The organism is Cyanobacteria bacterium FACHB-DQ100 (genome assembly GCA_014695195.1).
Classification (GTDB): Bacteria; Cyanobacteriota; Cyanobacteriia; order Leptolyngbyales; family Leptolyngbyaceae; genus Leptolyngbya.
In genome coordinates, this window is the sequence record JACJNW010000028.1 from 752294 (window position 1) to 765414 (window position 13121).

Below are 13121 nucleotides of genomic sequence, written 5' to 3' on the forward strand. Positions count from 1 at the left end.
AACCACAATGACTACTGCCAAGCACACGATTTTACGAGACCTGCCTGCTGATTTAGACCACGATCGCTTACCCCGCCACGTTGCAGTGATTATGGATGGGAACGGGCGCTGGGCAAAACGCCAAGGCAAGCCCCGAATTATGGGGCATCGTCGCGGTGTGGATGTGTTGAAAGATTTATTGCGCTGCTGCCGCGATTGGGGAGTTGAAGCGCTAACGGCATACGCGTTCTCAACTGAAAATTGGGGACGACCGCTTGAAGAGGTGGAATTTTTGATGACACTGTTTGAACGGGTGCTGCGTCAAGAATTGCGCGAGATGATGAAAGAAAATGTGCGGATTAAGTTCATCGGTAATTTAGATGCGTTGCCGACGAGCTTACAAGCAGAAATTGAGCGATCGATGTTAGAAACTAAGGACAATCAAGGCATTCGCTTCACCATTGCAACGAACTACGGTGGGCGGCAAGAAATTATTAAAGCGTGTCGCTCGATCGCCGCTCAAATTCAGCAAGGGATCATTCAACCTGACGATATTGACGAAAGCTTATTCGAGCGGCATCTGTACACAGCGGGAGTTTGTGACCCAGATTTACTGATTCGGACGAGCGGTGAAATGCGATTGAGCAATTTTCTGCTGTGGCAAGCGGCTTATTCGGAGTTGTATGTCACCGATACGCTTTGGCCTGATTTTGATCGCACTGAGTTTCACCGCGCCTTGCTTTCCTATCAACAACGAGAGCGCCGATTTGGAAAGGTGGGAAATAAAATCTAGGCTATCGTCCTGCGGCCAAAATCTGTGCAGCCATTAGCGTTAAGTCCGGGAAAGTCGGGGAAGAAATACAGTCTTTCTCCCTGAACTGTCCCACTTCCCGGTACTGCTCTCTTTCCAAGTACAGCACAATCACGACTTTGCGAGTCGGATCGATCAACCAATATTCAGGAATGCCACGGGCTGCATATTGAGCGCGTTTTCTTACATAATCGCGAAGGTAGTTTTCACTATTTGTATCACCGGGAGAAACGATTTCAGCCACCAGAATGGGCGGCGGCATCTCTGAGGTAATGGTGAGTTGCGATTGGGTTAGCGCAAGATGCTCTTCTCGCAAAACGACAAAATCAGGAAACCGATTTGCCGCATCTCCAGATTCGATTACAGGAACTTGAAGTTGACACGCATAAAGCTTGATGAGTCGGCGTGAGACGATTTGCGCGGTTGCAAACAGCCAAAAGAGTTCTTGCGCGATCGCAGTATTCGGTTCCGATTCTGGCGGCAATTCAACTAGCTCTCCGTCTATCCATTCGTATACCCGATCGCTGCCGTCATCATAATTGAGGTACTCTTCAAACGTGCTGAATCTCGGTTTGGCTTGCGTCATTGGGGTTAAGGTCCTGCAAAGACAGCATCCTCGATATCTTGGCGGCTGAGCGAATATTTGAACGATCGCTGAACATCGCGCCCGTTCACATTGAGATAACGCACACTCAGTTGATCGACATCAAGCATTAGTTCGGCTTGCCATCTAGGGCGCTCGATCGTCCAGCAGTGCAAGTCTTGTGGGTCTTGCTCACAGCCTTGCTCGGTTAGCCAAGCTTCGATCGCAGGCAAAGGATGGTTGTAAAGCGGAGTATCACCGGGAGGTAGAGTCATAAGAGGGATTCATTTCAGCAGATTCTATTGTCGCTCGATCTGGAGAAAGCGTGGGAGCGTTCTGGATGAATTCTACCGGCTGAACCTGTGGACGTTGGACGGTAAGCGGCTGAAAAGCTTGATCGCCGCGAGTAATGCCGATCGTGATCGCCAAAATCAAACAGCCGACAAATGTGATTCCAAGAATAAACAGCGCAAAGACTTCTCCGGGCGAAAGCGGGCGATCGGTGGCATCTAAATAAGCAGAAGAGTTCGGTTCTGGCTTGTCAGTTTTGTGCAGGCTGGGTAACGGGCGCACCGCGACTAGGCGAGAGTACCCGATCGACAGATCGTAAGCTGCGCGACGTTCAGGATTGCTTAGCGTCGCGTATGCTTCATTTAGGTACTGAAATTTTCTGAGTGCAATCGCTTGCGGTAGCTCAGTGGTATCAGGATGATAGAGCTTGCTCAATTCTCGATATGCCTGCCGAATCTCTCGCACCGAAGTCGAAGGATGCAACCCTAACAGCCCGTAGTAAGTTGACTCGATCGATGCTTTACCGCTTGAAACTGTTTTCTCCTGTGCCACTGGCTTACCCTTTCGCTAAGCGTTAGCAACTATTATTGTCGCCAGAAGCGGAAGTCTGCAAGTCGCACTCGCGCCACGCTCTGGAGAATTCATCGTCAAATCTTAACCAAACGCCAATCTGGAAATTACCTGTCCTTGGTATTAGAGCTTTAGAGTGAGAGACGGGATTTCAGCACGGGAGCAGAATTCATGATCCAATCGTTCGCAGCACCGTTGATTGAGCTACCTGATTCGCGCCTTCTTCTCGAACAGCTTTATCGGGAGCGGACTCTACAGCCATTTCGCGGCGGTCAAGGAATTCCTTTACGTTCAAATGAGCTTTGGGTAGTATGTCGAGGCGTTGTTCTTCTTAACACGCTGCACCCGACGGGAGATGAGGCGTTACTGGGAATGGCAACCCCTTCGATGCCGTTTGGCTTGCCGCTGACGTGGATTTCGCCGTATCAAGCGATCGCTTTGACCGATGTCGATTTGTTGCCCTTGACCGTTGCAGAAGTTGAGAAATCTCCGGCGCTGTGTCAAGGACTCTTTCGCCATCTCAGCCGCCGATTGCAGCAATCTGAAGCGTTTCTCGCGCTATCGGGTTGCCGTCGCGTTGAAGAGCGATTGAAACAGTTGTTGGTTTTACTCCAGCACGAAGTTGGACAACCTGCTCAGCGCGGGACAAGGCTTCAGGTGCGATTGACTCATCAGCAGCTAGCCAATGCGATCGGCACTACCCGCGTCACCGTCACGCGCCTGATTGGACAGCTTAAACAAGAAGGCTGGCTGACGATCGATGCAAAGCGACACATTATTTTGCATCAGTAGCCTGTAATCACGCGGGCGACCTGTTGCGGCGGTTTTTTAGTTTGTGCAATCAAGGCAGATTCCATCACTGTGGCTTCGATCGGCACGACTCCGCGCTCCTCGCTGTTGAGCAGCCTTGCGGCTCGCTTAGACAAGTCGAGGACGCGATTATCAAAATAGGGGCCACGATCATTGATCCGCACGATCACACTCTTGCCGTTGAGCCGATTTGTCACTTTGAGAAAGGTGCCGAGCGGCAGGGTGGGATGAGCGGCAGTGAGTTCGTTTTGATCGAAGATTTCGCCGTTTGCGGTTTGGCGACCGTGAAAATAAGGGCCATACCAGGATGCCATGCCGCCGATGCTGTAGTCGGTTTTTGCTAACTGGTACATCTCTATCTGCGCTTCTGCTAAAGGAATGCTGGTTTGTCCAAGCGCAACCCGGAGATTGTTCACCCACTCAATGGCTAGAAGTTCAGCAGGGCGACCGAGCCGAGAGGCAACACGATCTCTGATGGTGAAAATGGTGCGATCACCCAGTTTTGCTGCAAACTGGTTGTTGTCGAGTACGGCTTTGAGCGTTGTAGCATCAAGGTTAGGAATTTCGAGCAGTTGCGTGACCTGATCAGCTAGCATTTGCGCGGAGGCCCGATCTCGGACTGTGGCAATTTGACAACCCTTGACCCAAAGCTGAAAGCCACTGGATGCAGTTTTAGTAGTGGGACAGTGCCAAAATCCAAGCCTGGGGACGAGAGATTCTGAGTGATTTAGCGGAGTTCCGTCATCTGTCACCTCTACGATCGCGACCGATGAAGCTGTGTCTTTCGAGGGAGCAACTACTGGCAACTGTTCAAACAGAGATTGCATTGAATCAAGGAACTCGCTGAGATGATGGGAGTTCGAGCTTGAGGATAAGAGTAATTCTTCGACTGTGTTCAGCCAGCTTGATTGAGTATGATTGTGGGAGATTGATGCGGTGAGATCAAAGTTGAGAGAGTTCTGGGCTGCGATCGCGAGGTGTGGCGAGGACGATCGCGGCAGCGTGGATTGACACACGCGGCTATGACATAGAACATGGGTGAGATATTTGGGTGTGTCTAGAAGCTTGCTTCCCAAACTGGGAATGCCGCTAAACCACGACGCGACCCACATAAGTCCAAGTATCAACATTTTAGTTTGACTTCAAAATTGTAAACAGCAATACTTTTTTGTCAGAACTTAGTATAAAGTTTTCCTGGTACAAAATGGGACTGTCCGGAGGAGATAGATCTTCTTCACATTAAAAAGTGATTTGTCTTTTAATGTATCTTCTGGCACATACTGGAGGGGAATGAATGTCGCTACCGTTCTACATTGTGGATGTATTTGCTGAGCGTAAGTTTGCTGGAAACCAGCTTGCCGTCTTTCGTCAAGCTGAGACGCTGACAACCGAGCAAATGCAGGCGATCGCAAAGGAAATGAACTATTCAGAAACGACGTTCATCCTGTCGGAGACACCCCAGAACGAGGGCTATCCAGTCCGCATTTTTACTCCAAATCAGGAGCTTCCCTTCGCAGGACATCCCACCTTAGGAACAGCGTTCATTTTGCAACAAGCTGTCATTCAAGAATCAGTATCTACTGTTAGCTTGAATCTGCAAGTTGGGCAAGTTCCCGTTACAGTAACGTATTCCGGTAGAGTGATTGACCTACTGTGGATGCGGCAAAATACACCAACATTTGGGAAACAGCTAGAAAGAGAGCAGATCGCATCTGTCTCGGGACTGAATCCGGAACAGATTGACGATCGTACTCCGATTGAGGAAGTGTCTACAGGTCTACCATTTATTATTGTACCGCTCAAGAATTTAGCTGCCTTGCAACAAGCAAAGGTGAATCGAGACGCACTGTTTAAGCTAATCGAAACGACTGAAGCAAAGGCAATTCTGATTTTTTGTCCTGAAACTCGGAGTGCAGCGAATCATTTAAGTGTGCGCGTGTTTGTTGAAGCGATCGCAGGAACACCCGAAGATCCAGCCACCGGTAGCGCAAATGGATGTTTAGCAGCTTATCTGGTGCAGCATGATTATTTCGGTCAGAGGTCGAACGCGAAGCGCGGTGCAAGCATCGACATTCGAGTGGAGCAAGGCTACGAAATTGGGCGACCTTCATTGTTGCTGCTACAAGCGAAAAAGGAAAAGGAAGCTTTTGAAATTTCAGTAGGCGGCAAAGTTATCTTAGTTGCAAAAGGTGAGTTTGTTTAATAGAGGTGTAGATGCAAGAGACCACTGCAAGACTACGATCGCACCTCGAAGCGGTGGTGCGCGATCGCGATCCATTTTTTGCAACTCAGGGGCATTTCTATGTTCAGCAATACATCCGCGAACAGTTTGCACAATGGGGAGCGGTTGAATCTCATGCGTTTCAGGTTGGCAAGCGGACGCACTACAACTGGATTCTGAATCTACCAGGGCGTGAGAATACAAAGCCTCCAATTTTGATCGGCGCACATTATGATGCTGTACCAAATTCTCCAGGTGCAGATGATAACGCAACTGGGGTAGCTGTGCTGTTAGAGATGGCAAAGGCATTTTATGAACAATCAGCACGGTATCCGATTCGATTAGTTGCCTTTGATTTAGAAGAGATTTTTACACAGTCGGATACCTTCGGGAACACACAGTATGCGATTTCATTAAACGGTGAGCCGTTGCGATTGATGATTGCTTTAGAAATGTTGGGATACTGTAATCATGATCGCAATTCACAACGCTATCCCGCAGGATTAGAGCGATTTTATCCAGATCAGGGAAACTTTATCGCGTTGATTGGCAACATTCCAACAATTCCAGATTTGATTCGATTGAGTCGAGGAATTCGTCGATCGGACGTTGGTTGTGAATGGTTGCCTGCTGGAATGCGGGGAAAGATTGTTCCGGATACTCGTAGAGGCGATCATGCTGCGTTTTGGGATCGAGGCTATCGCGCATTAATGGTTACAGATACGGCAAACTTGAGAAATCCGCACTATCACAAACCGAGTGATCGCATTGAAACAATTGATTTCGACTTTCTTACACGAGTTTGCGAAGGATTGATTCATGCAATTCGATCATTGTAGAACTCTAAATTGTTTCTAAAACTATCTTTGTCTTTAGCTATTTTCCCTATGATTAAAGGCTAATTGCCACCTACAAGGAAACACGCATGATTCACGCTTACGCAGCTAAAACAGCAGGCGGAACACTGGAACCCTTTGAATACGATCCAGGAGCGCTGAAAGATCAAGAAGTCGAAATCAATGTTGAATACTGCGGGATCTGCCACAGCGATTTGAGTATGCTCAAAAATGAATGGGGAATGAGTCAGTATCCGGCGGTTGCAGGGCATGAAGTGGTAGGAACGATCGCGGCAGTGGGCGATCAAGTAACAACACTCAAGATCGGTCAACGGGTGGGGCTGGGTTGGTTTTCACATTCATGTTTGCATTGCTCATCTTGCATGTCAGGTGATCAGAATTTGTGTGCGACCGCAGAACAAACGATCGTCGGTCGGTACGGCGGATTTGCGGACAAAGTGCGGGCGTTTGAAGAATGGGTGACTCCGCTACCCGAAGGACTCGATCCAGCCAAGGCAGGCCCGATGTTCTGTGGGGGAATTACGGTGTTTAATCCGATCGTGCAGTTTGATGTGCAGCCGACCGATAAGGTCGGGGTGATTGGTATTGGTGGGCTTGGACACATGGCGCTTCGATTTCTCAAAGCTTGGGGCTGTGAGGCGACGGCTTTCTCAACGAATCCTGATAAAGCGGCTGAAGCTCAAAAGATGGGTGCGGCTCATTTTGTGAACTCTCGCGATCCAGAAGCACTCAAAGCATTGGCGGAGTCGTTTGATTTTATTCTCTCAACTGTGAATGCAGATTTAGATTGGGGAGCTTATATCAATGCGCTGCGTCCCAAAGGGCGATTGCATTTTGTTGGAGTCGTTCCAGGTGCAATTCAGTTAGGCGCTTTTCCTTTGATTGCTGGACAGAAGTCTGTATCAGGGAGTCCGCTCGGTAGTCCAGCAACTGTAGCAAAGATGCTGGAGTTTGCGGTGCGGCATGAAATTGAACCTGTGACAGAAACCTTTGCCTTTGATCAAATCAATGAAGCATTAGCGCATTTAGAAACTGGAAAAGCGCGGTATCGCATTGTGCTGAAACGGTGACGGGTGTAGTTTAAGCGATATTTCTTTCTTTGATGAGTTCTAAACGCCTCTTAAGCCGTAGCAATATTGGTTTAGGAGGCATCAGTATTGACGATCCTATAATCTTCAAAATTGGGCAATCTTAATAGAGTTTGTGACAGTATTCAGAACCTGTGCCCAAAGCAAATCGTCAAGCAGGACAGAATGTGCGTGAGCTAGCAGCAAAGAGACGAGTAAAAGCTATCACTTCTTTTGCTGAAGCAGGATTTTGTATTTTCTTACCTTTCTTTTTAGTTAGAATCACTAACAATTTCTTAAAGCAAATTCCTTCTATCAATGTTTCCCAAGCTCAAAGTTCGCTAAATTTCGCATTTATCTTTCATGTACTTTTTGCGATCGCTGCCTTAGGTTTCGCTGCTAATGGAATGTTTTGGTGGAAGCGTGCTAATCATGCTGATCAAGGTGCGAAGGGTGAGGAGGAAATTGCTCAGGAACTTTCTCAGTTAAAGCAGGAGGGCTGGGAAATTGAGTATGGTATGCGCTTAGGAAATAGATTAGGAGATGCTGATATTGTTTGTATCTCTCCTCAAAACAAAGCGTATGTGATTGATGTAAAGTCTCATCGAGGAGAAGTCACAACAGATGGAAAACAATTACTTCGATGTATAGGAAACAGAACCTATCCTTTTGAGAAGGACTTTTTCCAGCAGGCTATGAAGCAGGCTTTACAAGTAAAAAAACAAGAAAGCTTACAGTTTGTAACGCCGATCGTAGCTTTTTCTGATGCTAAAGTTTTAGTTCCAAATGGCAAGTTACAGAAAGTTTATGTTATCGAGAAAAGCAGATTAACAGCATTTCTGCGCTCACTTGGTTAACAGGTAGTCTATCGCTACTGAACTCTATCCAAGCTAGTTTGCCATCGCTGCTTCATGCGACTTAGACATCAAATACTAATTGCTTTGCAGTACCGTCATCTTCGATTGATTGTTCACCAATCCCAATCATCTCAATGAGAAGTGTTCGATCGCTCGGTTGCCACTGTCCCTGTCGTGCTTCAATCTCAACAGTTAAATTGTTGACTCGATAAGTTGTGGTAGCAAACTGACCCGATTCATAGTCAAACGATCGACCATCATCCTCATACAGCGTAAATTCACCTTCACCTGGATAAACTCGCAATCGAAGCTGGTCGATCGGATGTTCATCGACATATTGCATCACAGGCTGCATTGGAATAATTGCGCCCGCTTTGACATACATTGGCATTCGTTCTAGTGGAGCATGAGCCAAGATATGTTGATTACCACTGAACTTTTCACCTGTCCACCAATCAAACCAGGTTCCCTCTGGTAGATAAACGGCGCGATATTCCACACCAGGACGATAGACGGGAGCTGCCATCAAATGTGTACCGAGCAGCACTTGATCATGAAGGTGATAAGTCTTTGAATCATTTGGATACTCATACAGCAAGGGTCGGAGGATCGGCGCACCTGTTTGTGAAGCTTGCCAGAATAAAGTATAGGAATAAGGCAGCAATTGATAACGTAATTCAATGTATTCGCGGCAGATGGCTTCGACGCGATCGCCAAACACCCAGGGTTCATGTTGCGCTGTGGTGAGTGCCGAATGTGCCCGCATCAAAGGATAAAGCATTCCCACCTGCATCCAACGCGCAAATAGTTCTGCGGTTGCATTTCCGGCAAATCCACCAATATCAGCACCCACAAAAGGAACCCCGGATAATCCCATGTTCGATAACATTGGTAAGGATATTTCGAGATGTTCCCAAAGCGATTGATTGTCACCCATCCAAACCGAAGACCAGCGCTGAATTCCGGCAAATCCTGAGCGCGTTAAAACAAACGATCGTTCACTTGGTCGGAGCCGTTTTAAGCCTTCTGCCGAAGCACGCGCCATATTGTAGCCATACAGATTGTGTGTTTCTGCGTGGGTTCCCTGTTCTTCAGGATTGCCTTGGGGTGCATCCATTGGGAAAAAGATATATTTGCCTTCATCTCCGAAGGGTCGATCGGCAATGCAAGGTTCGTTCATGTCATTCCAAATGCCTTCAACTCCAACATCAGTTAAGGTTCGCTGCCAGTCGCCCCACCAGTGACGCACTTCGGAGCGCAAGAAATCAGGAAACACAGACTTATCAGGCCACACATAGCCCGCGACTAACTTACCGTCTGCACTTCTCACAAAACAATCTTTCTCTAAGCCTTCGTGATAGACCGGATAGTTTCCATCCGGTTCATATTTCACACCCGGATCAACGATCGTCACCGTCTTAAAGCCATTTTGCTTCAGTTCAGCAATTAGCTTTGCTGGATCAGGAAAGCGCTTTGGACTCCAGGTAAACACCCGATACCCGTGCATGTAGTCGATGTCGAGATGGATCACATCGCAGGGAATTTTGCGCGATCGAAACTCCTGGGCTAGTTCCTGCACGACATCTTCAGATTCATAGCTCCAGCGACATTGATGATAGCCGATCGACCATTTCGGCGGGAGCGGCATTCGTCCGGTGAGTTCTGTGTAGGTTTCAAGAATCTGAGCCGGAGTGGTGCCATGAATGATGTAGTAGTCTAATTCTGGACTCTGAGCTTGCATCTGCCAGGTGCCTGGTTCAGTGACACCTAAATCGAACTGACTGAGATGTGGGATGTTGAGAAAGATTCCGTAAGTTAGCTGAGGTCTGAGTGCAATAAAAAACGGGATCGCTTGATACATCTCATCATCAATCGACGAATAATCCAGCGCATCGACTGTCCAATTGGTTTTGATCTGCGATCGTTTGTCTAATAGTCCTGCCCGTTCCCCAAAGCCGTAGAAATGTTCGTCAGCTTCGATCGTTTTCCAGCAAGCAACTTGTCCCATCCGCCAAGCAATGTTTGTATCTTGTGCAAACGGTTTGCCTTCTAGATCAAAACAGCGAATGCGACAGGGAGAACGTTCAATCACGACCCGCATTTGAGCAGTTCGGATTGTGATTGTTTCTTTATCTTCGATCTCAAAGTGGACTGTTTCCCACTCTTCATCCGGTCGATTGACAGCCCACGATCGACGCGGCAGAAATTTGCCCGTTGGGGCAAGTTGCACTCGAATTAAATTCGTCGCCAAAATACTAAGTTTTAAGCAAGCCTCGCCGCAGGTGAGCAAAATTGAGCGCTCGGCAATGTCAACGCGATCGACATTACCTAACGAAATCCAGGGCTGACGAGTGGTAGGAAGCTTTCCAAAAACTTGAGGCATGATCTTGACCAGATAAACAATTTAGCCAACTAACATTAGCTAACTAACATTAGCCAACTAACAAAGATTCTGCACCATCGATCCAAACTTCTGTACCTGTGATGTGACTCGCGGCATCCGAAGCAAGAAAGAGCACCAATTCAGCCACTTGCTCGGCTCTTCCAGGTAAGCCACCATTTAAGGGCACAGTGCCATGCGGATATTCCACAGGCTCTTTGATTGTTTCGATGTGTTTTGGATGTGCAGTGTTGAAAATATTGGTTCCGATCGCACCTGGACAGATTGCATTCACCCGGATCTTATTTTTTGCGAGTTCCAGTGCAATCATCTTCATAAAGGTGACTTGGGCAGCTTTGGTACAAGCATACGCTGTTGCACCTGTGTTACTAAAGGTTCGAGTTCCATTCACGGAGGCGGTTACAATCACTGCCCCACCCTGTTTTTTTAAATATGAAACAGCATATTTGACCGTATAAAATGTTCCGTTCAAATTTGTATTGACAGTTTCATTCCATTCTTCAGGAGTAATCTCTTCAAGCGGTGCCCAAACGCCATTAATTCCAGCGTTAGCGAAAACAATATCAATCCGCCCAAATTTTTGAGCGATTTCATTCATCGCACATTCTACTTGATCCGGTTGAGAAACATCAGCCACCACTGCGATCGCACTGCCGCCCCGATGCTGAATTTTTTCAACCGTTTCCCCGATCGCGCTTGCAGACCAATCGATTCCAGCGATGATGGCACCGTGTTCAGCCAGCAATAGTGCTGACTCTCGTCCGATTCCTGATCCTGCGCCTGTAATGACTGCAACCTTACCTGTTAATGGCATAGTTTCCTCATCGAGAAGTCGTCCGCTTCTACCTTCGTTTTTATTGGCTTAAGGTTCCTCTGTCTTTAGCAGGGTTCAGAAGCATCAGGATTTAAGTTTCGCTGTACTCAAAGCGGTAGAATACAGGTTGCGTTTTTCTCCGAATGGTTATGCAACTTCAACAGCGCGGACATTTACTCACCGAGCAAGTTAATCCAGCGAGTGCAAATCTCGACCAGCTTTCGTCGATCGAGCTGGTTGATGTGTTTAACCAGGAAGATGCGAAAACGATTAGCGCGATCGCACAGGCACGAGAACCTTTAGCGAAAGCGATTGATTTAACTGCAGAAAAGTTACGTCAAGGCGGACGGTTGTTTTATGTCGGTGCAGGAACAAGCGGTCGTTTAGGCGTGTTGGATGCGGCAGAGTGTCCGCCTACTTTTTGTACATCTCCGGAAATGGTGCAAGGAATTATTGCGGGTGGCGCGGATGCTTTGGTGAGAAGTTCAGAAGGGCTAGAAGACTTGGCGGATCAAGGAGCGGCGGCGATCGCGGAGCGGCAGGTGAGTACGATCGATGTTGTGGTGGGTATTGCCGCAGGTGGGACGACTCCTTATGTTCATGGAGCTTTAGCAGAAGCAAGAAAACGCGGAGCAACCACAATTTTTATGGCTTGTGTGCCTCAAGAACAAGTTCAGATTGAGGTGGATGTTGATATTCGCTTGTTAGTCGGGGCAGAAGTGTTAGCAGGTTCTACGCGGCTAAAAGCGGGAACCGTGACCAAACTCGCATTAAATATTCTTTCAACTGGAACAATGGTGCGATTGGGTAAGGTTTACGGCAATCGCATGATTGATGTGGCGGTGACGAATACTAAACTGCACGATCGCGCCTTACGAATTCTCTGCGACCTCGCCGATTTAGATCGAGAACAAGCCGCAGCATTACTCGAAAAGAGCGATCGCTCTGTGAAGACTGCTTTGATGATGCACTGGACAGGACTTTCAAAAGCAGAGTGTGATCGCTTATTGGCTGAGCATCAAGGAAATCTAAGAGCGGCGCTAAATCAGCCTAATTGACACCCTGTAGTTTGTACTGCACCTAAGATTCGCCAGACTGCAAACACAACGATCGTGCCTGCAATTGCCACTCCACTGCGGTACAGCATCAGCCAGAAGCCGATCGGCTTTTCATTGACAAGTTTCAAATAGCCCCAAGCTAGTGCAGACATAAAGATGCTAATCACACCTGCCCGAATTGAGCCATAACAGTCTGAGGTTGTAATCAGAAATCCACAGGAACCTAGAAATAGACACACTAAACTGACTAATGCTGCAAATGATCGAGTCATACGCCTGATAAATGTGCGATCGCACCTAGATAATCAGCGAACAATTTAGCATTGAGTGTTCCAATTGTTACAGGGTGTGATCACCATTTTTTCAGGGATCGATTACATCAGCGATCAAGCCACCATCTGTAAAGAAGCTTTGATTTCTGAAACGATGCCGCTAATTTGTCAAAGACTGTCGGTATAGTGAGATAATTCCTTTATTTCAAACCGTTGTGTGAATTTTCCTGTTTATATCGGGATTGGTGCATTTAAGATTCATCCTCACATTTTCTTTGAGGCGATCGCTTATACCGTTGCGCTGCGGTTGTCGCTGCGAAATTTCCGCCGAGATACGATTAAGCCGACGCAAAGAAGCTCGATCGTGGTTGCTGGCATGGTCGGGGCGCTAATTGGTGCAAAAGTGCTGGTGATGTTGCAGCGCATTGATCTTTGGTGGCAGCAAAGAGGACTCTTTTAGTTGATGTTGCTAGTGATGGTTGCATTGATTAACTTTGGTTGCTATCTGTTTCTGATTACTTAGTTTCGAT

At 47.5% G+C, this 13121-nt stretch carries 15 protein-coding genes; 8 read left to right on the top strand and 7 right to left on the bottom strand.

All coding sequences use genetic code 11. The annotated features are described in order from the left end of the window. Positions 1-7: 7 nt before the first annotated feature. Complete coding sequence (locus tag H6F51_14685) at positions 8-772, top strand: isoprenyl transferase (GenBank protein MBD1823731.1); 765 nt, start codon at positions 8-10, stop codon at positions 770-772. A gap of 1 nt (position 773) precedes the next feature. Here the strand turns inward: H6F51_14685 and H6F51_14690 are convergent, their stop codons facing one another. From H6F51_14690 to H6F51_14700, 3 genes are read right to left on the bottom strand one after another with little or no spacing between them, the layout of a single operon-like run. After that, positions 774-1376 (bottom strand): Uma2 family endonuclease, encoded by a 603-nt coding sequence (locus H6F51_14690; GenBank protein MBD1823732.1) that lies wholly within the window; start codon positions 1374-1376, stop codon positions 774-776. A gap of 5 nt (positions 1377-1381) precedes the next feature. Then, complete coding sequence (locus H6F51_14695; protein ID MBD1823733.1) at positions 1382-1648, bottom strand: DUF3143 domain-containing protein; 267 nt, start codon at positions 1646-1648, stop codon at positions 1382-1384. Further along, on the bottom strand, positions 1629-2216 hold the full coding sequence (locus tag H6F51_14700) for a J domain-containing protein (GenBank protein ID MBD1823734.1): 588 nt from the start codon (positions 2214-2216) through the stop codon (positions 1629-1631). Before H6F51_14700 ends, H6F51_14695 begins: the two co-directional genes overlap by 20 nt. Positions 2217-2405: 189 nt before the next feature. On the opposite strand from H6F51_14700, the gene H6F51_14705 reads away from it, so the two are divergent. After that, positions 2406-3026 (top strand): Crp/Fnr family transcriptional regulator, encoded by a 621-nt coding sequence (locus H6F51_14705; protein ID MBD1823735.1) that lies wholly within the window; start codon positions 2406-2408, stop codon positions 3024-3026. On the opposite strand, the gene H6F51_14710 is transcribed toward H6F51_14705, so the two are convergent. Further along, complete coding sequence (locus H6F51_14710; GenBank protein ID MBD1823736.1) at positions 3020-4174, bottom strand: septal ring lytic transglycosylase RlpA family protein; 1155 nt, start codon at positions 4172-4174, stop codon at positions 3020-3022. The genes H6F51_14705 and H6F51_14710 overlap by 7 nt on opposite strands. A 164-nt stretch (positions 4175-4338) precedes the next feature. Here H6F51_14710 and H6F51_14715 point away from each other — a divergent pair, with 164 nt between their 5' ends. The 4 genes from H6F51_14715 to H6F51_14730 all read left to right on the top strand — a co-directional run bounded on the left by H6F51_14715 (position 4339) and on the right by H6F51_14730 (position 8046). After that, entirely contained in the window at positions 4339-5247 is a 909-nt protein-coding gene (locus H6F51_14715; GenBank protein ID MBD1823737.1) for a PhzF family phenazine biosynthesis protein, read from the top strand. Between the two features lie 11 nt (positions 5248-5258). Continuing rightward, positions 5259-6104, top strand: coding sequence for a M28 family peptidase (locus tag H6F51_14720; protein ID MBD1823738.1), 846 nt, complete (start codon positions 5259-5261; stop codon positions 6102-6104). Positions 6105-6190: 86 nt separating this feature from the next. Further along, positions 6191-7192, top strand: a complete 1002-nt coding sequence (locus H6F51_14725) for an NAD(P)-dependent alcohol dehydrogenase (protein ID MBD1823739.1) — start codon at positions 6191-6193, stop codon at positions 7190-7192. 152 nt (positions 7193-7344) lie between these two features. Continuing rightward, entirely contained in the window at positions 7345-8046 is a 702-nt protein-coding gene (locus H6F51_14730; protein MBD1823740.1) for an NERD domain-containing protein, read from the top strand. Positions 8047-8107: 61 nt separating this feature from the next. Here H6F51_14730 and H6F51_14735 read toward each other — a convergent pair whose 3' ends face one another. Both H6F51_14735 and H6F51_14740 read right to left on the bottom strand, forming a co-directional pair. Continuing rightward, on the bottom strand, positions 8108-10429 hold the full coding sequence (locus tag H6F51_14735; GenBank protein MBD1823741.1) for a glycoside hydrolase family 31 protein: 2322 nt from the start codon (positions 10427-10429) through the stop codon (positions 8108-8110). Positions 10430-10478: 49 nt separating this feature from the next. After that, entirely contained in the window at positions 10479-11261 is a 783-nt protein-coding gene (locus H6F51_14740) for an SDR family oxidoreductase (protein ID MBD1823742.1), read from the bottom strand. Positions 11262-11410: 149 nt separating this feature from the next. Here H6F51_14740 and murQ point away from each other — a divergent pair, with 149 nt between their 5' ends. Then, entirely contained in the window at positions 11411-12319 is a 909-nt protein-coding gene (gene murQ, locus H6F51_14745) for an N-acetylmuramic acid 6-phosphate etherase (GenBank protein ID MBD1823743.1), read from the top strand. Here the strand turns inward: murQ and H6F51_14750 are convergent. After that, complete coding sequence (locus H6F51_14750; protein MBD1823744.1) at positions 12307-12591, bottom strand: hypothetical protein; 285 nt, start codon at positions 12589-12591, stop codon at positions 12307-12309. The genes murQ and H6F51_14750 overlap by 13 nt on opposite strands. Positions 12592-12808: 217 nt before the next feature. Here H6F51_14750 and H6F51_14755 point away from each other — a divergent pair, with 217 nt between their 5' ends. After that, entirely contained in the window at positions 12809-13051 is a 243-nt protein-coding gene (locus H6F51_14755) for a hypothetical protein (GenBank protein ID MBD1823745.1), read from the top strand. Positions 13052-13121: the final 70 nt, after the last annotated feature.

Coding starts and splice junctions, on each gene's coding strand:
- H6F51_14685 (MBD1823731.1), top strand. CDS start 8: ATGACTACTGCCAAGCACACGATTTTACGAGACCTGCCTGCTGATTTA.
- H6F51_14690 (MBD1823732.1), bottom strand. CDS start 1,376: ATGACGCAAGCCAAACCGAGATTCAGCACGTTTGAAGAGTACCTCAAT.
- H6F51_14695 (MBD1823733.1), bottom strand. CDS start 1,648: ATGACTCTACCTCCCGGTGATACTCCGCTTTACAACCATCCTTTGCCT.
- H6F51_14705 (MBD1823735.1), top strand. CDS start 2,406: ATGATCCAATCGTTCGCAGCACCGTTGATTGAGCTACCTGATTCGCGC.
- H6F51_14710 (MBD1823736.1), bottom strand. CDS start 4,174: ATGTTGATACTTGGACTTATGTGGGTCGCGTCGTGGTTTAGCGGCATT.
- H6F51_14715 (MBD1823737.1), top strand. CDS start 4,339: ATGTCGCTACCGTTCTACATTGTGGATGTATTTGCTGAGCGTAAGTTT.
- H6F51_14720 (MBD1823738.1), top strand. CDS start 5,259: ATGCAAGAGACCACTGCAAGACTACGATCGCACCTCGAAGCGGTGGTG.
- H6F51_14725 (MBD1823739.1), top strand. CDS start 6,191: ATGATTCACGCTTACGCAGCTAAAACAGCAGGCGGAACACTGGAACCC.
- H6F51_14735 (MBD1823741.1), bottom strand. CDS start 10,429: ATGCCTCAAGTTTTTGGAAAGCTTCCTACCACTCGTCAGCCCTGGATT.
- H6F51_14740 (MBD1823742.1), bottom strand. CDS start 11,261: ATGCCATTAACAGGTAAGGTTGCAGTCATTACAGGCGCAGGATCAGGA.
- murQ (MBD1823743.1), top strand. CDS start 11,411: ATGCAACTTCAACAGCGCGGACATTTACTCACCGAGCAAGTTAATCCA.
- H6F51_14750 (MBD1823744.1), bottom strand. CDS start 12,591: ATGACTCGATCATTTGCAGCATTAGTCAGTTTAGTGTGTCTATTTCTA.